General features: G+C 69.7%; 16 protein-coding genes and 3 pseudogenes. 12 read left to right on the plus strand and 7 right to left on the minus strand.

The window, feature by feature from the left end:
- The first annotated feature begins 104 nt into the window (after positions 1 to 104).
- The 5 genes and pseudogenes from HEP85_RS39385 (at position 105) to HEP85_RS39405 (ending at position 3,056) form a co-directional block, all read left to right on the plus strand.
- On the plus strand, positions 105 to 416 hold the full coding sequence (locus tag HEP85_RS39385; protein ID WP_168532120.1) for a hypothetical protein: 312 nt from the start codon (positions 105 to 107) through the stop codon (positions 414 to 416).
- A 34-nt stretch (positions 417 to 450) separates the two neighbouring features.
- Positions 451 to 867 carry a hypothetical protein gene (locus HEP85_RS39390; protein WP_168532121.1) on the plus strand — a complete coding sequence of 139 codons (417 nt, stop codon included), beginning with the start codon at positions 451 to 453 and terminating at the stop codon, positions 865 to 867.
- Between the two features lie 74 nt (positions 868 to 941).
- Positions 942 to 1,151, plus strand: a pseudogene (locus HEP85_RS39395) (transposase); the annotation flags it as partial.
- A gap of 145 nt (positions 1,152 to 1,296) precedes the next feature.
- Positions 1,297 to 1,857, plus strand: coding sequence for a SigE family RNA polymerase sigma factor (locus HEP85_RS39400; RefSeq protein WP_168532122.1), 561 nt, complete (start codon positions 1,297 to 1,299; stop codon positions 1,855 to 1,857).
- The gene (locus HEP85_RS39405; RefSeq protein ID WP_168532123.1) at positions 1,854 to 3,056 is read left to right on the plus strand and encodes a WD40 repeat domain-containing protein; all 1,203 of its coding nucleotides are present in this window, start codon (positions 1,854 to 1,856) and stop codon (positions 3,054 to 3,056) included. Before HEP85_RS39400 ends, HEP85_RS39405 begins: the two co-directional genes overlap by 4 nt.
- Here the strand turns inward: HEP85_RS39405 and HEP85_RS39410 are convergent, their stop codons facing one another.
- Both HEP85_RS39410 and HEP85_RS39415 read right to left on the minus strand, forming a co-directional pair.
- Positions 3,057 to 3,479 (minus strand): hypothetical protein, encoded by a 423-nt coding sequence (locus tag HEP85_RS39410; RefSeq protein WP_168524970.1) that lies wholly within the window; start codon positions 3,477 to 3,479, stop codon positions 3,057 to 3,059.
- Between the two features lie 223 nt (positions 3,480 to 3,702).
- Positions 3,703 to 3,879, minus strand: a complete 177-nt coding sequence (locus HEP85_RS39415; RefSeq protein WP_211118153.1) for a hypothetical protein — start codon at positions 3,877 to 3,879, stop codon at positions 3,703 to 3,705.
- 262 nt (positions 3,880 to 4,141) lie between these two features.
- Here HEP85_RS39415 and HEP85_RS39420 point away from each other — a divergent pair, with 262 nt between their 5' ends.
- The 4 genes from HEP85_RS39420 to HEP85_RS39435 all read left to right on the plus strand — a co-directional run bounded on the left by HEP85_RS39420 (position 4,142) and on the right by HEP85_RS39435 (position 9,054).
- Positions 4,142 to 4,744, plus strand: coding sequence for a TetR/AcrR family transcriptional regulator (locus HEP85_RS39420; protein WP_168532124.1), 603 nt, complete (start codon positions 4,142 to 4,144; stop codon positions 4,742 to 4,744).
- A gap of 149 nt (positions 4,745 to 4,893) precedes the next feature.
- Positions 4,894 to 5,820, plus strand: coding sequence for a TauD/TfdA family dioxygenase (locus HEP85_RS39425; RefSeq protein ID WP_168532125.1), 927 nt, complete (start codon positions 4,894 to 4,896; stop codon positions 5,818 to 5,820).
- A 135-nt stretch (positions 5,821 to 5,955) separates the two neighbouring features.
- Complete coding sequence (locus HEP85_RS39430; protein ID WP_248002307.1) at positions 5,956 to 7,263, plus strand: MFS transporter; 1,308 nt, start codon at positions 5,956 to 5,958, stop codon at positions 7,261 to 7,263.
- A gap of 84 nt (positions 7,264 to 7,347) precedes the next feature.
- Positions 7,348 to 9,054, plus strand: a complete 1,707-nt coding sequence (locus HEP85_RS39435; protein ID WP_168532126.1) for an aldehyde dehydrogenase family protein — start codon at positions 7,348 to 7,350, stop codon at positions 9,052 to 9,054.
- A gap of 156 nt (positions 9,055 to 9,210) precedes the next feature.
- Here HEP85_RS39435 and HEP85_RS39440 read toward each other — a convergent pair whose 3' ends face one another.
- The 3 genes from HEP85_RS39440 to HEP85_RS39450 form a co-directional block, all read right to left on the minus strand.
- Positions 9,211 to 9,612, minus strand: coding sequence for a peptidase inhibitor family I36 protein (locus HEP85_RS39440; protein WP_168532127.1), 402 nt, complete (start codon positions 9,610 to 9,612; stop codon positions 9,211 to 9,213).
- Between the two features lie 443 nt (positions 9,613 to 10,055).
- Entirely contained in the window at positions 10,056 to 10,730 is a 675-nt protein-coding gene (locus tag HEP85_RS39445; RefSeq protein WP_168532128.1) for a hypothetical protein, read from the minus strand.
- A gap of 233 nt (positions 10,731 to 10,963) precedes the next feature.
- On the minus strand, positions 10,964 to 11,350 hold the full coding sequence (locus HEP85_RS39450) for a peptidase inhibitor family I36 protein (protein ID WP_168534522.1): 387 nt from the start codon (positions 11,348 to 11,350) through the stop codon (positions 10,964 to 10,966).
- Positions 11,351 to 11,905: 555 nt separating this feature from the next.
- On the opposite strand from HEP85_RS39450, the gene HEP85_RS39455 reads away from it, so the two are divergent.
- The 3 genes and pseudogenes from HEP85_RS39455 to HEP85_RS39465 all read left to right on the plus strand — a co-directional run.
- Complete coding sequence (locus tag HEP85_RS39455) at positions 11,906 to 15,757, plus strand: WD40 repeat domain-containing protein (RefSeq protein ID WP_211118155.1); 3,852 nt, start codon at positions 11,906 to 11,908, stop codon at positions 15,755 to 15,757.
- A gap of 224 nt (positions 15,758 to 15,981) precedes the next feature.
- Positions 15,982 to 16,395 (plus strand): annotated as a pseudogene (locus HEP85_RS39460) (VOC family protein); the annotation flags it as partial.
- Between the two features lie 193 nt (positions 16,396 to 16,588).
- Positions 16,589 to 16,750: pseudogene (locus HEP85_RS39465) on the plus strand (cupin domain-containing protein); the annotation flags it as partial.
- Positions 16,751 to 17,251: 501 nt separating this feature from the next.
- On the opposite strand, the gene HEP85_RS39470 reads toward HEP85_RS39465, so the two are convergent.
- Together HEP85_RS39470 and HEP85_RS39475 are read right to left on the minus strand one after the other, a co-directional pair.
- Positions 17,252 to 18,493: an SWIM zinc finger family protein gene (locus HEP85_RS39470; RefSeq protein ID WP_369658039.1), complete on the minus strand. Its 1,242-nt coding sequence runs from the start codon at positions 18,491 to 18,493 to the stop codon at positions 17,252 to 17,254.
- Positions 18,490 to 21,324, minus strand: a complete 2,835-nt coding sequence (locus HEP85_RS39475) for a DEAD/DEAH box helicase (protein ID WP_168534526.1) — start codon at positions 21,322 to 21,324, stop codon at positions 18,490 to 18,492. The genes HEP85_RS39470 and HEP85_RS39475 overlap by 4 nt, the downstream gene beginning before the upstream one ends.
- Between the last annotated feature and the right edge of the window lie 45 nt (positions 21,325 to 21,369).

Below are 21,369 nucleotides of genomic sequence, written 5' to 3' on the forward strand. Positions count from 1 at the left end.
TCGAACCTCGAGGTGACGCTCCGCGACAGCTCCCCAAGATCTGTGCCAGAACCGGCTATTGGACGCGTTGGGCGCACAGCGGCGACACGGTCTGCACGGGAGGTATGCAGACGGGCGAGATGTGCGGGTGGAAGGTGACTGGCACACAGGCGACCGTTCACTACACAACCGGAACCACGGCCGAGAACATGGTCATTGCCAAGAAGACGTCCGGCCCCTGCAGCAAGAAGGGCGACTCAGGCAGGCCGGTGTACACGGTCGACAGCAGCGGAAGGGCCTTCGCCAAGGGGATCGTCTCCGGTGGAGGAGGAGGCGGAGGAGACAGCAGCCGAGGATTCTTCGATCCCTGCCAGTTGATATTCACCGACATCGGGCTGGCCAACAGTGCCCTCCCCGGGAAGGTTGCGTGGTACTGACATGCTCCGATTTCTCCTCGTACCACTGCTTGCGGTGACTTTGACCGAATGTTCGCTATTCGGCCAGGACACACCGTGCACCAAGGCCGGTGGAGAATCACACGTCTCCGTTGTCTGGAAGCCCGCTGACTTCGGCAGCCAGGACGCAGCGAAGATCCGGTTGTGCGTCAACGGCAGGTGCAAGGAACGTACGACGGGCAGCCCCGACGACCCGTTCATGTCGCTGTCCGTGCAACTCTCCGACCACATCGGTGCATCCCGCCTGCCCGTGCAGCTCACCGTGTCGTCCACGAAAAACGGTGAAACGGTCGTCAAGGACAGTGTCCAGGCCAAGCTGAAGAAGCAATACCCCAACGGCAAGGGGTGCCCGCCCACAATTTGGACGGCGACGTTCCGTGCTCACGCCTCCAAAGGCCTCACCACGCCCAAAGGCATGAAGCTGCAGGGATAGGTCCGAACGCAAGCGTCCGCCCTACGCGAGGGCGGACGCTTCGCGCTGTTCTCAACGACGGCAAGACGGACGAGTTGTGGGCGCGCATCGAGCGGCTGCTGCCTGTCGTTACGCGTAATCCGCAGCGTCCGGGTCGTAAGCGTCCGGATAGCCGCGAGGTGCCGTGCGGGATACTGTTCGGGTTGTACACCGGTATTCGCTGGGAGCTTCTGTCCCAGGAGCTGGGCTTCGGCTCGGGGATGATCTGCTGGCGTCGGCTGCGGGACCGGAACGAGGCAGGGGTCGGACGGCGCCCGCAGCTGGGGGAGTCCGGATAATTTTCCTGCACCGGGAGGCATAGCGGGGGCCCGCGGCGCGCGTCACCCGGGGCACAGGGGGTGGCGGCGAGCGCCGTCGGAGAAGGCCCCCGGGGGACAGACGAAGGTGACGATGGATGCCGAAGCACAGGAGAATTTCCGGGAGTTCGTGGCGAACCGGTCGTCCGCGCTGCTGAGGACGGCCGTCCTGCTCAGCGGCGGGGACCGCCACGCCGCCGAGGACCTGCTGCAGAACGCCCTGATCAAGGCCGCCGGGCGCTGGCACCGCATCGACGAACCCGAGGCGTACGTACGGCAGATCCTCTACCGGCAGCAGGTGAGCCGCTGGCGGCTGAAGTGGCCCCGGCGGGAGGTGAGCGTCGCCGAGCCGCCGGAAGGCACGCGCCACGGCACGGACTCCTCGGCCGGGGCCGACCTGCGCGTCGTGATGCGCGGCGCGCTGGCCCGGCTCACCGCACGCCAGCGCACCGTTCTCGTGCTGCGCTACTACGAGGATCTGCCCGAGGCGGACGTGTCCCGGCTCCTCGGCTGCTCCGTCGGGACGGTGCGGTCCACGACACACCGCTCGCTCGCCCGGCTGCGCGCCCTCGCCCCGGAAGTGGCCGCGCTCGGCCGGGGCGCCGACGAACAACCCCCGACCCGTGCCCTCTCGGCCCTGGAGGCGCGCCCGTGAACGTCGACGACCTCATCCGTGACTCCTTCCGCGAGCAGAACGCGCAGTCGGCTCCGCCGCCGGTGGACCTCGCCGACCGGGTACTGGCCGTCCGGCGACGCCGCCGGACCCGAACGATCGCGTCCGTCGCCGTGGCCACCGCCGCCGCGGTGGCCGTCGCCGTGGCGGTGCCGCGGCTGGACTCCGGCAAGAATGACGTGCGCCCGGCAAACGTCCTCGACCACGGCGACCTCATCGCCCACCCCGACCAGTCGCCACCGCGCGACATGATCGCGGCCGGGAGAGTCGTGCTGGCCGCATACTGCACCGCGACGAGCGTCAAACAGTCGGGCGGCCGGCACACCACCGTCCGTACCTACTGGCTTCTCAACCCACGGACGCACACGTACGAGAAGGCGACGAAGTGGTCCTTCGTCGCGATCGCCCCGGGCCTGCGGACCGCCGCTGTTCTGGAACGCGACCTGCCGACCTCACGGATCGGACTGCTCGACCTGCTCACCGGCAAGGTGGAACGCTGGATCCCGGTCGAACACACCGTCGGGGCCGTCGCGTTCTCGCCCGACGGCCGCACACTCCTCGCGACGACCTACAAGAAGAACCCCGACGTGCACGTCACCCTGTCCGGCAATCAGTCGAGCCGCTGGCCGAACTACCAGGAACCGGGCCGGACCGGCTTCTCCATCGTCGACGTCGCGTCCGGTACGGAGTCGTGGAGCAAGGTTCCGTCCGGTGACGGCACCGGCCTCAACGACCGCCAGGACTTCGGCTTCAGCCGTGACGGCAAGCTCGTCTACACGGGCCTCACCGCGGAACCCGGCCAGCAGTTCTACGACTTCCGGGGCCACCCGGCCCCAACGCCCGCGCTGGAGAAGCACCTGCGCTGGTACGTCGACGCGCGGCTGTCCCTCAACGGCCGACTCGCCGCGGGCGACGCCGGCGGCGGGACGGAGTACAGCTCCTCCGAGATCCTGAACCCCACCACCGGCAGTCGCACGACCACGGTGCGCGGACAGCAGCTGCTCGCCTGGATCGACAACGAGCGGCTGATCGCCTGGGACATCACGCCCGGCTCGAACGAGTTCCGCAACCGGCTCGTGGTCGTCGCCCTGGGCAGCGACAAAGAGGTGCCGCTGAGCGGCTTCCGCGGAGGTGACGACCGCGCCGCCGGACGGTGGACGCCCGTCTTCGCCGCGCGCTGATCAGCCGGCCACCAGTTCCTCGTACGACGCCATCTGCCCGTCGGCCGCCTCCCGCCCGGCGGACTGCCGGGGCGCGCCGACCGGGCCTGCGCACAGGCTCGGGTTCATCCGGTGCCGCTGAATCGAGAGGAGAGACCCGCGCTCCGAGGGCCGCGCTGTCAGCTGCCGATGACAGCACGGTCGGCTCGTCCCACCCGCACGCCGCAGACCGGGCTGATCCAGTTCGACCAGGGTGACGTCCAGGGTTTCCTGGCTGCCCCACCGGGCCGAGAGCGACCACCCTGTCCTCGGATGCCTGGCCCGGGCCGCCGTGAGGAGTCCGGCGACCGTAGCGCCGGCGCTCCGGGGGAGGGTGGTGGTGCGGCCGATGTACTGCAGGGGCTCCTGGTCGTCGTATCTGCCGGGCAGCAGGGTGCGGGGCACGGTGGGGGGCCGGCGATGGCTTCGGTGGTCTCGTGGACCGTGTACTTCAACCAGCCCTGAACCGCGGGCCGGTAGGGATCTCCCAGCCTCTTGAAGAAGACGACGCCCACGACTCCCGCCGACGTCCGGGTGAGCAAGCGGACGCCCTTCACGGCGTAGACGGCGGTCATGAGAGCGAGGCCGGCGAGGGTGAGCCAGAACCAGGATTCCGCCACCAGGGAACCTAGTGGCACGCCGCTGAAAGCAGCAGGCTACCGACGGTCTCCCACAGGTCGAGGCGTGCCTTGGAGCGCACCGCGGAGTCGAGTCCGCGCCGTCGGCGGATGATGGGGACGAGGTCTGCGGCCTGAAAGACGGCCAGGCCGAGAAAGATCCAGTCGAACCAGTCGGGTATGTCCACGGCGGTCGTTCTGGTGATGCGGGCTACTCACGACAGGACCCTGCGCTCAGAGATTCGGCACGACGACCGCACATACACGATCAGAACGCGCATCCGACGGCTGCGCCACCGCTGCGCGCCACGCCCCCGCCTCCCGGCGAGCCAGTTGGTCCGTTCAGAAAGGGCCGACAGCGGCGGCGGGTCTCTCCTGCCGGCTTTCCGTCGTCGGCCCCGCCTCGACCTCGTGTGCCTCAGCCGGTGAACGCCCTCTAGTCTCGTGGCCATGGGAGGACGGCAGATCCAGGCGGAGAAGCGGGGACCGGGGCGGCCACGCGAGGAGCGGGTCACCCGGGTGGTGCTCGACGCGGTGCTCTACCTGGTCACGGAGCAGGGTATGGACGCGGTCACGATGGACGCGGTGGCGGCCCGGGCCGAGGTGAGCAAACCGGCCATCTACCGGCGCTGGCCGACCAAGCAGGATCTGATCCTCGCCGCCGCGGAGAGCCGGGTCGGCCCGGTTTCCGTCGCCGACCTTGGGGATTTCCGTGCCGAACTGCACGCTCTGCTGACGGCGCGTCTGGAGGTCTACCGCCTGCCCGGCACGGACCGTCTGCTGGCCGAGCTCATGAGTGCGGCGGCCAAGGCAGGGACCGCTCGGAGCGCGTACGCGACGTACAGCGAGCGGGTGACGGCGCAGACGCGCGTCATTCTGCAGCGCGGAATCGAGCGGGGGGATGTGCGGGCCGACGTCGATGTCGCGGCCGCGTCGACCCTGGTGGCGGCGCCACTGGTGTTCCGCCTGCTGGGCGAACAGGAGCCGCTCGACGGACGTTTCGTCGACGAGGTGGTCGACCTGGTCGCACGCGCCGTGGCGGCGCGGCCCTGACGGCGGCGCGGGCCCGCCCGGCGCGGCCCTGACAGCGACACCGGCCCGCCCGGATCCGTGAAATTCGTTGCTCCGTGCCCTTGCGGCCCCATACCCGAATATCGATACTGCCAGTAACGAAATCAGCCATCCCCATCGTGGAGGACTGCATGGCCGGCACCGGCGTCGCGACGCCCCACCCTGTTCTCGACAAGCCACTGATCCGGTTCGGCAAGCGCATCCTGGAGCGCACCGCACCTGGCACGGATCCGGGCGAGTACCGGATCCTGGGCATTCACCCGCTCACCCCGCACATCGGCGCCGAGATCACGGGCGTGGACCTCTCCCAGCCGATCGGCGCGGACCTGGCCGACGAACTCCGCCAGGCGCTGCTGGAGTGGAAGGTGATCTTCTTCCGCGACCAGCGGGACTTCGGCCCGGAGGACCACGCCGCGATCGCCGGGCTCTGGGGCGAGCCGGAGGCCAACCCCTTCTTCCCCACGGGCGACCGAGCCGGCGTCTCCCGGTTGGCCAAGGACGCCATGGCCGTGGGCACCGAGAACATCTGGCACAGCGACCACTCGTTCATGGCGGCCCCGGCCCTTGGTTCGGTACTGCGCGCCGTCGAGATCCCGGCCTCCGGCGGGGACACCCTGTGGGCCGACATGGGCGCCGCCTACGACAACCTCCCCGACGCGACGAAGCAGCGGATCGAGGGCCTCACGGCCGAACACGACTGGGTGCCCACCTGGGGCGCGACGATGGCTCAGGACCAGATCGCCGCGCTGCGGCAGACCATGCCGGCAGTCGAGCACCCCGTGGTGGTCCGGCATCCGGTGACCGGGCGCCGGCTGCTGTACGTCAACGAACCGTTCGCCACGCGCATCGTCGGACTGGACGAGGAAGAGGGCCGCGAGCTGCTCCACGAACTCGTGCTGCAGGCCCGGATCCCCGAGTACCAGGTGCGCTTCCGCTGGCAGCCGGACTCCGTCGCGATCTGGGACAACATCGCGGTCCAGCACTACGCGATCAACGACTACTACCCGCAACGCCGCGTCATGGAACGCATCGCGATCGCCGGGGTCCCGCTCTCCTGAACACCGCCCGGACCCGAACCCGGGTCCGGGCCGCTCTCCGCCCCTCGCCCCGCCCCCCTTTCGCCCGTCTCCCGCGGAGCCCTTGTGACCGACACCGACGTCGTACCCGCTGTGCCCGCTCACCGTCCGAGGGCCGTGAGGAGCCCCCGACACCGCGCATGGGTCGTCACCGCGCTGCTGGTCGTCTTCATGATGATCAATTTCGCCGACAAGTCCGTGCTCGGCCTCGCGGCCGATCCGATCCGCAAGGACCTCGGCCTGTCCTCGTCCGCCTTCGGACTCGCCAGCAGCGCCTTCTTCCTGCTGTTCTCGATCTGCGGCGCCGCGGTGGGACTGCTCGCGGACCGCGTGCGGCCCAAGTGGCTGCTGCTCGCGATGGCCGCTTTGTGGTCCGTCGCCCAGGCTCCTCTGGCCATGGGCGGAGGGCTCGCCGTGCTCATCACCTCACGTGTTCTCCTCGGTGCCGCCGAGGGGCCCGCCTTCCCCGTCGCTCAGCAGACCACCCTGTCCTGGTTCCCCAACCACCGACGCAACCTGCCCGGCGCTCTGATCGTGCTGGGGATCACCTTGGGAGTCCTGATCGCCGCTCCCGTACTGACGTGGGTGATCCACGACCACGGCTGGCGCTCGGCCGTCACCGTGGTGGCGCTCGCCGGAACGGTGTGGGCGCTGCTGTGGATCCCCCTCGGCGGAGAGGGACCGTACGCCGCCGCGTCGGACGATGACTCCCCGGCCACGGCCGACTCCGGTGAGGCAACGGGGACGGCAACGGTCAAGGGGGCCGGAACCAGGATGGGCCCGGCCGCGCACAGGACGCCGTACCGCCGGATCCTCGCGACCCGTACCTGGATCGGTGCCACGATCGCCTATTTCGGCACCTATTGGGTCATCGCCTTCGGCCTGGTCTGGCTTCCCTCCTACCTCCACGACGGACTCGGCTATTCCTCGGCCGCGTCCGCCCGGCTGTTGATGCTGGTCTGGGGTCTGAGTGGCGTCGTGGTGCTCGGACAGGCAGGCGTGGCCGGATGGCTGCTGCGCAGTGGCATCACGAGCCGACGGGCCCGCGGCGGGCTCGGCGGCATCCTTCTGCTCATAGGCGCCGCGGCGTGCCTGGCCCTGCCGTCGGCTCCAGCCGGTGCGGCGACGGTCGCGCTCCTGGTCATCGGTTTCGGGCTCACCGGAGCGATGGGCAGCATCGCCGTCACCACCGTCGCGGAACTGGCCCCGGCCCACCGCCGCGGCGGGGCCCTGGGCCTCATGAACGCCGTGGTGACCACCGCCGGCCTCATTGCCCCGACACTGATCGGGAGCCTTGTGGACACCCAGGGAGCAGCGGGCTACCAGCACGCTGTCCTGATCACCGGTGCACTGCTCCTGATCGGCGGAACCGCCGCCATCACGCTCATCGACCCATCTCGCGACGCGCGCCTGCTGTCCGCGTGACGACGCGGCATCCAAGGTGCCCCGGGCGAAGTGCGCCCCGGCGCACTGCCCCGCCCACCCTCACCCAATTCTGCGAGGAATGACGTGAATTCCAGTGACCTCAGCACCTCCTCCCTCGATCGGGCCGTCAAGGAGTTGCGCGAAAACGCCGGGTCCTGGTCGGCCACCCCGCTCACCAGACGCATCGCCCTGCTGGAACGGCTGCTGCCCCGCGTGGCGTCCGGCGCCGCAGAACTGGCCGCGGTCGGCGCTCTCGCCAAGGGGTACGCCCCCGACTCCCCGTGGACCGCCGAGGACTGGAGCGGAGGACCGTGGGCCCTGGCGCAGAACGCCGCAGCCTATCTCCACGTACTGCGACGCATCGCCCGTGGCGAGGGCCCCGTCGACCCCAGTGCCGTGCGCGAGGAGGACGGCCGCACCAAGGTCGGCGTCTTCCCCGCCACCGGCTGGGACCGGCTGCTGCTCAACGGCTTCACGGCCCAGGTGTGGATGAGCCCCGGTACCACCGCCGAGCAGGTACGCGACCGCGCCGCGGGCGAGTACCGGGGCCGGCCTGGACGCCCCGCCGTGGCCCTGGTGCTCGGCGCCGGAAATGTCGCCGCCATCACCGCGCTCGACGTCCTGCACAAGCTCTACGTCGAGGGCCAGGTCGTCATCGCCAAACTGAACCCGGTCAACGCCTATCTGCGCCCCCACTTCGAGCGCATCTTCACCGATTTCGTCGCACGCGGCTGGGTCCGGTTCGTCGACGGCGGCGCGGCCGAAGGCGGTTACCTCACCCGCCACGAGGGCATCGACGCCATCCACGTCACCGGCAGCGACCGAACCCACGACGCCATCGTCTGGGGCACCGACGAGGCCGCAGAACGGCGCCGACGCGCCGACCAGCCCCTGGTCACCAAGCCCTTCAGCAGTGAACTGGGCGGTGTCAGCCCGTGCATCGTGGCGCCCGGGCCGTGGAGCGACGCCGACTTCCGCTTCCAGGCCGAGCACATCGTCACCAGCAAGATGAACAACTCCGGCCACAATTGCATCGCCAGCCAGGTCCTGGTCGTGCCGCGTGACTGGGACAGCACCGAGCGGCTCCTGGACGAGATCCGGCGGGTACTGCGCGAGCTGCCTGCACGTGCCGACTACTACCCCGGCACCGACCGCCGCCTGGCCGCCGTTCTCGCCGCCCACCCACAGGCGGAGACCCACGGCGACGGCTCCCGGCTCTTGGTCCCCGACATCACCGAGCACGACGACGTCCTGATCACCGAGGAGGTCTTCGGAAGCGCCCTGGGCGTCGTACGACTGCCCGGCGCGACCACGGCCGAATTCCTGCGGCACGCCGTCGACTTCTCCAACAACACCCTCCCCGGAACCCTCGGCGCCACCCTGATCGTCCACCCCAGGACCGAGAAGACCGACGGGCCGACGGTGCAGACGGCCATCGCCGGCCTGCGCTACGGCACCCTGGGCGTCAACTGCTGGTCCGGGGTGGGCTTCCTGCTCGGCTTCACCCCCTGGGGCGCCTTCCCCGGCCACACCCGCCAGGACATCGGCAGCGGCACCGGGTTCGTGCACAACGCGTTCATGCTCGAGAACATCGAAAAGACCGTACTGCGTGCCCCCTTCACACCCGCTCCACGCGGTCTGCTCACGGGCGATCCCTCGCTGTCCCCGCGTCCGCCGTACTTCGTCACCAACCGCACCGCACTGACCACCGTCGAACGAGTCACACGCTTCACCGCCGCACCGAGCGTGTGGAAAGTGCCCGGCATCCTCGCCTCCGCGCTGCGCGGCTGACCGCGTCCCGCCCCGCCCCACACACCTTACGGAATCCTCCACCCTCACCGTATGGCCGGGCGAGGGCAGAGGCTGCCCGCGTTGCTGGCCGCCGTACACGGCAGCGCGATGACGGGCCCGCGGGTGCGGAAGGTCTGCTGGAACCAGTCGAACGGGTCAGCAGTCCCACTTGGACGAATGAGGGCTGTAGTTGTTCGCGAGATGGACAAACTCGCCCTTCGAGACGCAGCCGCCAATGGCGCTGACGTAGCCGACCTCCCGGTACATCGTCACTCCCGCCCCCGAGGTGCCGTTGTTGTAGACGGCGTAGGTGAACTTACCGTCCGCCACCCATGAGCAGTTGAACCAGGAGGGAACCGGGTCCTTCCACTTGCACATCTGCGAGTAGGAATTGTCCTGAACGTGCCAGGCGCAGAAGTAGTGGCTGGGGCATTCGGTTTTGTCGATGGGGAAGGCAGCCGGCGCTGCCGACGCCGGAACTGCGGTCGAGGCGGTCATTGCCCCGACGGCGACGACGGCCGTTGCGGTAAACCGTGCCAGGCGTGAGCGGATCAGCATCTCTCTCCTCTGGTCAGATCTGTTCGGTGCCTCAGGCGGACCCGAAAAATGGGATCACCTTGCGTGAGGTGTCGGGTGACACCCTTTGTCAGCCGGCCGAAAGTGTGGAGGCGCGCTGACCAGCGTCAGGGCCGTCGCGCGTCGCCAAGGTCGACGCCCTGCGCGAGGGCCAAGCGCCACCGGGCCGGCTGGACGTCGGGGACTTCCTGCGGAAGCCTCCCGACGGGTTCTTGACGGGATTGCACCGTGATCAGGTAGCGCTGCTCTTGGGGTTCGTCATCCGAGGTCGTGCATGGGGCGGCTAGTTGCACTGGGAACAGTCCGGCACGTACGCACGTGTGTCGTGAATCCGCCCCGCTGGGCGCGCCGCCCCTGTCGGGACTCAGGGCAGGGAAATCATTCCAGCGTGACGTGCTTGCGGTAGACGCTGTTGTGCATTTCCTTCACTCTGGGCCGGTGGAGGTACTTCTATTTGGCGTTCCTAATGCCTTCCGCTTCAACATCTGGTAGCGCCGAAGGTCGGCTCGGGTCGAGTCGTTGAGCGCGGATTTTTCCGCGTACCGTTGGGCTTCGTACACCGCTTCGTGAAGCCGTGCCCTGCGCTCGCAGACGTAATCGTCGGATGCGATGCGCAACTCTTCACCGCCGAGGCTGCGTAGTGCTCTGTCGCTGCCGTCGGTCGACTCTACGTCGCGGGCAAGCTCTTTTCTCGGTGCCTGCAGATCGTCGTACACGTAGCCTGACTTCCGCATGCATGAGGACCATTTGGCCAGCGCGCTGACATATCGGCCGTCTTTTTCGGCCTGGTCCATCACAGCCGCCTGCAAACCTTCCAGTTCATTCTCAAGCCGGTTCCAGCCCGGCCCGTAGGCCGCTTCGCGGCCCTGGTAAGCGCACCCGTCGGGCCGGTAGGTCAGAACCACTCCGGTCGAAAGAGTGAATTTCTCTACGTGCGTGCCTTCCAGCGCCTTTGTCCAGCCAGTGGAGTGGTGAGCGGCCGGCGGAGCATGGTTGCCCGTCCCGCCGATAATCTCGCCCACTACGCCGTAACCGTCCTGGCGTGCCTGCTCCTTGCGTAGCAGACCGTACGGATTGGTGGTCACCGCACGCTCGCTCACCGTTGTTCGCTCCGGCTCGTACCTGAATCCGCGGCGTGCCATGCAACCAGCGACGGCGGACTCCTCTTGCTCCCGCAAACGAGCGGTGTCCGCCACGGAGGTGACGAGGGCGGCGGACAGCGGTCGCGGGTCGAACGGGACTTGCCCTCGGTCGCCGCTACCCGAGAACGAACAGCCAGTCGTGAACGCCGCGGCGGTGACGACGATCTCCGCGAGCCGTGCCGGGGCTCGCCTCATACGCACCAGTTGTCTGAGTAGACGTGGTGGTACAAAGCCGTTCCCCATTCCGGGTTGTTGGCCACGTCGTTAAGCGAGTACATGCCCGTGCCGCGGGCCAATGTCCAGTAGTGGCCCGTGTAGTTGCGCTCGCTGTAGACCCGTACATTGCAGGAGGTACCGGCGTTCCACAGAGACTCGGCCCCACGGAACTGGGAGAAGCCGGTGAGGTCCGTGTTGTCCCCGTAGATCGCGCCGCGTGACCCGGATTCGTACGTCGAGGTGTAGGAACACAGCGCCCCGGAGGGGCAATCTGCGGCTTCGGCGGTGTCTGCCACCGCCAGCGCGGTCAGGACGAGTGCTGCGGCGCCCAGGAAGGAACCGATGGCGAGCTTCCTGGGCATAGGCCTCGCCCTTTGTGCGTTTCCCATGAGACATCCTTCCGTCGATCGGTCCGCTGTCGCTCTCTGCGCCCAGCAGCCCGTCGTACGGGCCGTTGTAGCCGCAGACGTTGTTGTGAGCCCAGCGCTGCTCCCCCCGGCCTGTTCGGCACTCAGGCCGAGGGTGACCACGGCGAGGGCGACAGCGGCATTGGAGCTCGTTCCCTGCCTCCAGGCCTGCTTGGAGGCAAGGAAGCGACGCTCGCACCCGCTGCTCCACGCGTGTTCGCGCCGGCCGCGCCTGCGCCTGACGTCGCGGCTGCCGGCGCCGTGGTGAGCACACCAGACGTGACAGCGACGAGCTTCGTCATCGGTGACCCTTCTCCCTGGTTCAGATCCTGTTCCGGATCCTGCTGGCGTCCGGCCGTCCGACAGACCGAGGTGAGTCGGCGGAGCGAAGACCGCAGTAGGCTGCTGCCCTTGTTTGTACTGCTGTTTTGTTGTCCGGAATCGGGAGTTGGATGCCGGACAACAAGCTCCGGACAATGAGCCGGATCTGTTGATCTCGGGGAGGTATGGGTGCCGCGAGCCGAGCGTCCGTTGGCGGACGACGATGGCCTGCTGACCGCCTTTGCGGCAGACCTGCGGCGATTACGGGCCGAGGCGGGAAGTCCGCCCTACCGTGAGTTGGCCCGTCGGGCGCACTACTCGTCCACGACCCTCGCGGACGCCGCCGCGGGGCGCAGACTCCCGAGCCTGGCTGTCGCCCTCGCTTACGTACGGGCCTGTGACGGTGATCCGGCCGAGTGGGAGACGCGGTGGCGGTCGACCGCCGCGGAATTGGCGGCCGAGGCACCGGCCGAGGCGCTCGATTCCCTGGACGACGAACGCCGGAGCCCCTACGCGGGGCTCGCGGCGTTTCAGCCGCAAGACGCCGAACGGTTCTTCGGACGCGAACGCCTGACCGACGATCTGGTCACCCGCGTCCGTGACCATCGCTTCCTCGCGGTGTTCGGAGCCTCCGGCTCGGGCAAGTCGTCCCTGTTGCGGGCCGGCCTGCTGCCCAGGGCCGATGCCATCACAACAGGGAAAGGCGAATGGCGCACAGTACTGCTCGTCCCGGGCCCCCATCCGCTGGAGGAGTGCGCCGCACGACTGGCCGCGTTGAGCGGCGGATCAGCCACCGCCCTGTCCGAGGAGCTACAGGAAAAGCCCCGCGCCCTGCACATGACCGTTCTGCAGATCCTCGCCGACCGGCCCGAGGACAGCGAACTCCTATTGATCGTCGACCAGTTCGAGGAGACCTTCACCCTCTGCACCAGCACACGGGAACGGGCCGCATTCATCGAGGCACTGACCACCGCAGCCCAGGCTGCCAACAGCCGCACCCGCGTCGTGATCGGCGTCCGGGCCGACTTCTACGCCCGCTGCTCCGAACACCCGGAGCTTGTCGAGGCGCTGCGCGACACGCAGTTGCTCGTCGGCCCGATGACCACCGACGAACTGCGCCGGGCCATCAGCCAACCCGCCGTACAGGCCGATTGCACGGTCGAAACCCCGCTGCTGGCCCGCGTTGTCGCCGATGCCACCGGCCAGCCCAACGCCCTGCCGCTGGTCTCGCACGCCTTGCGCGAGACCTGGCGGCGCCGACGCGGCAACACCCTCACCCTGGCCGGTTACGAAGCCGCCGGCGGCATCCGACATGCTCTCGCGCAGACAGCCGAAACCGTCTTCGCCAGCCTGACGTTTTCCCAACAGCACCTGGCCCGCGCCGTCTTCCTGCGGCTCGTCGCCCTCGGCGAGGGGGCTGACGACACCAAACGACGCGTGGCGCGCGCCGAATTGGACGCCCTCGTTCACCCCGGCACCCAGGCCGTTCTGGACGCGCTGGCCCAGGCCCGCCTCGTCACACTGGACACCGGCACCGTCGAGATCACCCACGAGGCTCTGCTCCAAGCGTGGCCGCGGCTGGCCGGCTGGCTGAACGAGGACCGGGCAGGACTGCTCACCCACCAGCGGTTGGCGGAAGCCGCAACCACCTGGGAGCGCGAGCACAAGGATCCGGGCCTGCTCCACCGCGGCGGTCAGCTGGCCACAGCTGCCGAATGGGCCGAACGTCACCGCGGCGACCTCCTTCTCAGCGAACGAGTCCAGGACTTCCTGACGGCGTCCCTCCGGCAGCAACGCCGGGCCGGTCACCTGCGCCGAGCAGCAGTCGCCGTACTGGCCGTCCTGGCGGTCCTGGCCTCAACGGCCGCCGTCGTCGCGTTCCAGCAGCGCGGCGCCGCACGGGCGGAGCGTGATGTCGCCATATCCCGCGAGATCACGGCCCGGTCCGAGCAGGTGGAGAGCAACGACAGCTCGCTGGCCGCACGTCTCAGCCTGGCCGCCTACCGGCTGCGGCCCTCACCCGAGCTCTACACCAGGCTCCTCAGCACCGAGAACACGCCCCTCGCGACCACGTTGACCGGCCACACCGAGACCGTTTTCGCCGTGGCGTACAGTCCTGACCGGCGCACCCTGGCCACCGCGGGTACCGACGGCACCGTGCACCTGTGGGACGTCAGCGACTCCGCCCGCCCCAGAGCACTCGGCAAACCCCTCAGGGACCACATCGGCTGGGTGTACTGGTTGGCCTTCAGCCCCGACGGCCGCACTCTGGCGGCCGCGGGCCGCGACCGGGCGGTACGGTTGTGGAACGTCACCAATCCCGCTCATCCCGCAGTGTGGGGCCCGCCCTTGAGGGGGCACACCAGTTACGTGTTCTCCGTGTCGTTCAGCGCCGACGGCCGGATCCTCGCCACCGCGAGCTACGACCACACGCTACGGCTGTGGAACGTGTCCGACCCCGCGCACGCCACGCCCATCGGTCACGCCGTGACCGGACATGTAGGGGCGGTCGCCTCGGCAACGTTCAGCCCTAGAGGGCGCGTGCTCGCCAGCGCCGGCCACGACCACACCATCCACCTTTGGGACATCGCGGACCCGGCCGAGCCCAAGCCTCTCGGCTCTCCGATGAGGGGCCACAAGGACACGGTCTACGCGGTCGCCTTCAGCCCTGACGGCCGCACGCTCGCCAGTGTCAGCAATGACCACACCGTACGCCTTTGGGACGTGTCCCGCCCCACGCACGCCACCCCACTGGGCCCTGCGCTGACCGGCCACACCGACTCCGTGTACGCCGTGGCGTTCAGCCCCGACGGAAAGACCCTCGCCACCGCCGGAGCCGACCACACCATACGGCTGTGGAACGTCACCGACCCCCAGCATCCATCGGCCCTCGGCGAACCGCTGACCGGTCACACCGACTACGTCTACTGGCTGGCCTTCAGCCCGGACGGCCGTACGCTCGCCAGTGCCTCCCGTGATCACACGGTACGACTGTGGCATCTTCCCGGTACTCGTCTGGCTACCCCAGGTCCCCTCGACGCCGTCGCCTTCAGCCCCTGTGGTCATCTTCTGGCCACCGGGGGCAGCGACCAGGGCACGAAGCTCTGGGATGTCACCGATCCCGCGCTTCCCAGAGCACTGGCTGCGCTGGCGGGCACTGAAGGCACCGTCTCCAGCGTGGACTTCAGCCCGAACGGCCGCGTGCTGGCCACGTCCGGAGCCGACGGCGCCGTGCGCCTGTGGGACGTCGCCGACCCCCGTCGAGCCAGGCGCCTGCGGGTGATGGGCGGGCACAAGGGCCCGGTCATGCGCGTGGTGTTCAGCCCGAACGGCCGCGTGCTGGCCACCGCGAGCGCCGACCACACCATACGGCTGTGGAACGTCACCGATCCGGGGCGTGCTCGTGCTCTGGGCGTCCTGCAGGGCCACACCGACAGCGTCGAGGCGCTGGCGTTCAGCCCGGACGGACACGTTCTGGCCAGCGCGGGCTCCGATGACACGCTACGTCTGTGGAACACGTCGAATCCGGCACAGCCCCGGCTGTTCCGGCCGGCCGTACAGACCGACAGCGGCGGCATTCGCGCCGCAGCCTTCAGCCCGGACGGGCATACCCTCGCCACTGCGAGCGCCGACCACACCGTACGGCTGTGGAACGTCACCGACCCTGCCCACTTCGCACGGGCGGGCCAGCCGCTCACCGGCCATTCCAGCTTCGTCGACGCCCTCACCTTCAGCCCGGACGGACGTGTCCTGGCCACCGGTGGCGACGACCGGACCGTGCGCCTGTGGGACGTATCTCATCCGGAACATGCCACCGCCATCGGCTCGGCCCTGACCGGTCACGGCGGACCCGTCAACGACACGGCGTTCAGCCCAGACGGGCGTGTCCTGGCAACCGTCGCCGACGACCGCACCCTTCAGCTGACGCGCGTCAGCGTCGGGGTAGCCGTCCAACGGATCTGCGTCACCACCCACAGCGCCCTTACACCGCAGCAATGGCAGCAATACCTGCCCGATCTGCCGTTCCGGTCCCTGTGCTGATGCGCCCCGACCCGCCGCTGAGGCGGGCGTAGCCGCCCGCCGGCCCCCGCGCCGTGGCTGCTCGATGACCCCGCACTCGCCAGCACCTACAACACGGCCTACGAACGCGTGTACCCCGGCGCGCTGCCGAACTGGGCATCCCCGCAACCGCTCTGACCGGACGAAAGCCTGGGAGCAGTGACGAGAGCGCCCCGAAACGCCGTTTCCGCTGCTGCCCCGCGCCCATGCCGCACCTGGGGGAGCGCCGGACAAGGACCGCAGGAGCGTTGCATCACGTTGAGATCTGGGTGCCCGACCTCGACCGCGCACTCGCCTCGCTCGGCTGGCTGCTGGCGACGCTGGGCTACACCATCTCCCAGAGTTGGGCCGCTGGCCGCAGCTGGCTGCTCGGGCCGACCTACCTCGTCCTCGAACAGTCTCCGGCCCTCACCGCCGACCGGCACGACCGCCATCGCCCCGGTCTGAACCACCTCGCGTTCCACGTCGAGGACGCCGCTGCTGTCGAGAAGGTGGCCGTCGAGGCCGCCCAGCATGGCTGGCGCCTGATGTTCCCCGAACTGCACCCGCACGCCGGCGGCGGACAGCACTACGCCGCCTACCTGGAGAACGACGACGGCTTCGAGGTCGAACTCGTTGCGATCAGCCCACCCGAAACTGATCCACAGGTATTGACGATTACTCAAGGGCCCGAAATGGATCAGATTCGTGCGTTCAGCCAGCATGCAGTAGCTCGAGCGTGCAACATCCGCGGCAGGCAGGGCCACCGCTGGTCGGCACGGTGGCTGCCGCACTCACCCTCGTACCGCTGACGGCACTCGGGCTATCGTGGTCGGCCAGGAGCCGTCCCGGATGCGCGCCAAACTGGTCCGCTTCTCGCCGGGCGCCCGCACCGACTGGCACTCCCACGCCCTGGCCCAGACCCTGCACATTGTTTCCGGCATCGCCCTGAATGGCACCCGGGACGGCACCGTCTTCGAGGTCCACCCCGGGGAGAGACCATGGCCGCATCCGCCCACGTCAGGGGGAGACGGAAGCACCTCCAGCACGCACCACGGGATTTACCACGCCGCCGGCGCGCACCGAAGGTGCGTTCGATCGCTGACCTGCGGTTTCGGCCAGTGGCGTGGTGGGCGAAACGTCGTGCCACCACCTTCGCCGGGACGGCGCACGGCAGTTTCGACGCTCACGTGACGCTCGTTCTGATGGCGTGTCAGGTGGCTTTCGGGTTGCAGAGTGCGGGGCAGCGGTGTGGGCTGACGCTCGTGCCTCGGTGGTCCGCCCTGGACGAACGGCAGCGCGCTTCTCAAACGGCTCGCGGCATCCCAAGGCCATGGCGTTGAAGCGCTCTGCTCCGGAGCCCACTCCCAAAGTGATGCACCCCCCGGACAGGTGTCGTCAAGGGGCATGAGCTCCTTGGTGAACGGTACGGGTGACGGAAGTGGGGAGACGTGGCATGTGGGCTGAGCCGGCGGGTTCACGGGTCTGTCGTACGTGTCACCTCCCGGTCTGCCACACGGAGGTGAGCGCCGCGACCGGGTCGGGGTCGACCGGCGCTGCCGGCCACCAGTCGCCGTCGTCATCCTGGAGGTAGGGGTACCAGCGGGTGTCGGGGCCCAGGCGCAGTTGGATGCCGTGGTCGGTGAGGGTGAGGCGGTTGCGCCAGGCCCTGAGGGCGACCGGGGTGGTGGTCATTTCGGTGAGGGCCTCGGTCAGGGCGGTGCGGGCGCCTGTCATCGCTGCCGGGTCGGGGGTGCGGGGCTGTTCGGCGACGGTGATGCCGATCGGGCCGCCATACCGCCAGGCGCGGGTGAGGCGGGCGAACGCGGTCGGTTTGGCACCGGTGTTCTGGATGAGGTGGTGGAACCAGTCGGGTCCGCAGTTGCTCGCGGCGATCCGCGCCGCGTCCTCGTGCTGGGACAGGTGCAGGCTGGTGGTGTCGCCGGTGAGCAGCTGGGCGGCGCGTGTGGCGGTATCCGCCATGAGGCGTTCGAGGTCCGCAGTGGACAGCCCGGTGCCGGGCGGCGGGGCGGCGGGCAGTGCGGCGGTGTGGGGGGCCGGTTCGGGGAGGTCGGGAAGAGGCGGAGTGTGTTCGGCCAGGGCGGCCCAGGCCGCGTAGGCGCTTACGGCCGGGAGCCCCGCTCGGGCCGGTGGTGTGGAGGGCGCCTGGGCGGCCGTACGGCGGGCGCGCAGCTGGGCCAGGACCTCCTCCCGTACGCGGCCGCGCAGGGCGAACACCACGAAGGGGTCGGCGTCGATGGTGGCGGCGATGGCGTAGCAGAGCGCGGCGGCGTGTTTGCAGGGGTAGCCCCAGTCGGGGCAGGAGCATTCGGGGTCGAGTTCGGTGGGCTGCGGGAGCAGGGGGACACCTGCCTGGCCCGCGTCGTCGACGAGTTCGGCGGGCATCTCGCCGTCGAGGAGCGCCGCGAGGTGCCCGGCTCGGGCCGCGATGGCGTCGAGGAGGGTGTCCCACTGGGCGTCGGTGAGGACGGGCAGGTGGACGGCGGAGCGGTAGGGGCGGGGCCTGCTGCCCTGGACGGCGGCTTTGACCTGGCCGGGGGCGACGGTGACGGAACCGACCATGCCCTGGCGGGCGTAGGTACGTCCGCGGGACAGGCGCCCCGAGTCCAGGGTGGAGTCCTCCAGGGCCGTCACCCATGCCTGGCCCCACCAGGTCGCGGCGAAGGCACGCTTGCCGCGGGTGGGTACGCGGCGCGGGCCGGGGGTCGAGGGGCTCATGACTGCCTCCCCAGGGCGACCAGTTCGGCGAGGTCGTCGTGGGACAGTTCGGTCAGAGCGGCCTCGCCGGAGCCGACGACGGCGTCGGCGAGCGCGCGCTTGGATTCGAGAAGCCTCGCCACCTTGTCCTCCACGGTCCCCTCCGCGAGGAGTTTGTGGACCTGGACGGGCCCGTCCTGGCCGATGCGGTAGGCACGGTCGGTGGCCTGGTCCTCGACGGCCGGGTTCCACCAGCGGTCATAGTGCACGACATGGGTGGCGCGGGTGAGGTTGAGGCCGGTGCCCGCGGCCTTCAGGGAGAGCAGGAACACCGGTACTTCACCGCGCTGGAAGCGTTCCACCATCTCCTCGCGCGCGGTGACGGACGTGCCGCCGTGCAGGAAGAGGGTGGGGACGCCTCGTTCTGTGAGGTGCTTCTCCAGCAGGGTCGCCATCTGCTTGTACTGGGTGAAGACGAGCACCGACTCGCCTTCGGCGGTGATGGTGTCGACCAGTTCGTCCAGAAGCGCCAGTTTGCCGGAGCGGCCGTGCAGGGGTGTGGACTGGCGCAGGTACTGGGCGGGGTGGTTGCAGATCTGCTTGAGCGCGGTGAGGAGCTTCAGAATCAGGCCGCGGCGGGCGATGCCCTCGGCTTCGGCGATCTTCGCCATGGTTTCGCGGACCACCGCCTCGTACAGGCTTGCCTGCTCGGCGGTCAGCGGCACGACGCGGTCGGTCTCCGTCTTGGCGGGCAGTTCGGGCGCGATGCCTGGGTCGGACTTTTTGCGGCGCAGCAGGAACGGGCGGACCAGACGGGACAGCCGTTCGGCGGCCTGCGGGTCTTCGCCCGACTCGATCGCGCGGGCGTGGCGGTCTCGGAAGGCGGAGAGGGGGCCGAGGAGTCCGGGGGTGGTCCAGTCGAGGAGCGCCCACAGTTCGGAGAGGTTGTTCTCCACGGGGGTGCCGGTCAGGGCGACGCGGGCGCGGGCGGGCAGGGCGCGCAGCTCGCGGGCGGTGACGGCGTAGGGGTTCTTGACGTGCTGGGCCTCGTCGGCGGCGACCAGTGACCAGACGTTCTCGGCGAGGGCTTCGCGGTCGCGGCGCAGTACTCCGTAGGTGACCAGGACGATCTCGTCGTCGGCCAGGTCTTCGAGGTGGCGGTCACCGCCGTGGTAGCGGCGCACGGGGGTGGACGGCGCGAACCGGGCGGCCTCGCGCTGCCAGTTGCCGAGCAGGGAGGTGGGGCAGACGACGAGCATGGGGCCAGCGGTGGCCGGTTCGGTCTGGCGGTGCAGGTGCAGAGCGAGCAGGGTGATGGTCTTGCCCAGGCCCATGTCGTCGGCGAGACAGCCGCCGAGACCGAGCTCACACATCTCGGCCAGCCAGGTCAGGCCCCGCTTCTGGTAGTCGCGCAGAGTGGCCTTCAGAGCGGCGGGCTGCGGGGCGGGGGTGCGGGATTCGGGGTCGCGGATACGAGTGACGAGGTCGCCGAGCGCTCCCACCGCCGCGCAGCGAAGAGTCTCCCCGTCCTGCTCCATCTCGCCGATCAGCGCGGCGCCCAGTGCCTCCATGGGAGTGAGCGGTTCCATCCGGCGGCGCCGGGCGCGGGCCACCAGCTTCGGGTCGGCGACCACCCACTGGTCGCGCAGACGGACGAGGGGGCGGCGCGTCTCGGCGAGGGCGTCCATCTCGGCCTCGGTGATCGGCTCGCCGCCGAGCGAGAGCTGCCAGCGGAAGTCGAGGAGGGTGTCGGCGTCGAGCATGCCGCCGGCGCTGGAGCCGGGCGCGGTGCGTTGCCCGATCTCCGCGGTCGCGGTGAGTGCCTTGACCAACTCGCGCGGCCAGTGCACGTCGATACCGGCGGCGCGCAGCGTGTCGGTGGCGTCGCCCAGCAGGTCGAACGCCTCGTCGTCGGTCAGCCGCACCTGGTCCGGAGCGGCGTCCTTCAGCAGCCGGTCGAGCGGTGGCCAGACGTGGGCGCCGCGGCGCAGTGCGAGCAGCGTCTCGGTTTCGGCGCGCGGGCCGAGCAGGCGCTCGGTCGCGGCCGGCTCGCTCCACAGCTGTGCGGCCTCCACGACGAGCGCCGGATCCGCAGCGGTGTGCAGCTGGAGGACAGCCCGGAACTGCCTGCGGCGTCCATCGGGTACGTCGACCCGCAGAGAGATCCTGACGTCGGCGGTGAACGCGGCGGCGGTCTCCTCGGCCCACTCGTGCAGGGCGGGCACGGCACGCGTCTCGCGCCAGGCGTACGGCAGGGCTCCCATGGCGAGCGGAGCGGCAGGAGTGCGGACCAGGTCGTCGGCGACCGCGTCGCAGAACCGGCGTACCAGTGCACCCGGTTCAGTGATCCGCAGCGGGGCGGGACCCGATTCCGGCAGGCAGTGGCCGTGGGGCGGGAAGGCGGCGGCGAGGGCGTCCAGCGTCCGACGCTGGGCGGCGGTGAAAGGGCCCGCCTGCCAGGTGTCGTAGCCGGCGGGGGTGAGGGCCGGGTGGAGACGGCCGTCGGCGAGCAGCCGGAGCGCGAAGCGGGCGGCGGCCTGCCAGGCGTCGGCGGACGGATGCGGCGGCTGTGCCCCGGACAGCGCGGCCACAGCGAGGGCGACAGGCAACGCGTAACCCTCCACCTTGCGCCGTCCGACCGAGCGGCCGTGCGGCAGTACGAGCTCCGCCGCCTCGGTCTCGATGCCCGCGGGTGCCATGCTCTCGGCGGCTGACCCGGCGGGCTGCCAGAGCAGCAATCGGCCGAGGCGGGCAGGCTCGCCGGGCAGGAACACCGCCGCCCAGCCGTCGTTGAGCAGACTCCGCGCCCAGGCAGCCGATTCCGGTGCGGCCAATGGCGGCACGCTCCTCATGCCCGTGCCCTGCTCCCGTACGAAGACTCGTGCCACTCTTGCGCC

It is taken from the genome of Streptomyces sp. RPA4-2 (assembly GCF_012273515.2).
Classification (GTDB): domain Bacteria; phylum Actinomycetota; class Actinomycetes; order Streptomycetales; family Streptomycetaceae; genus Streptomyces; species Streptomyces kaempferi.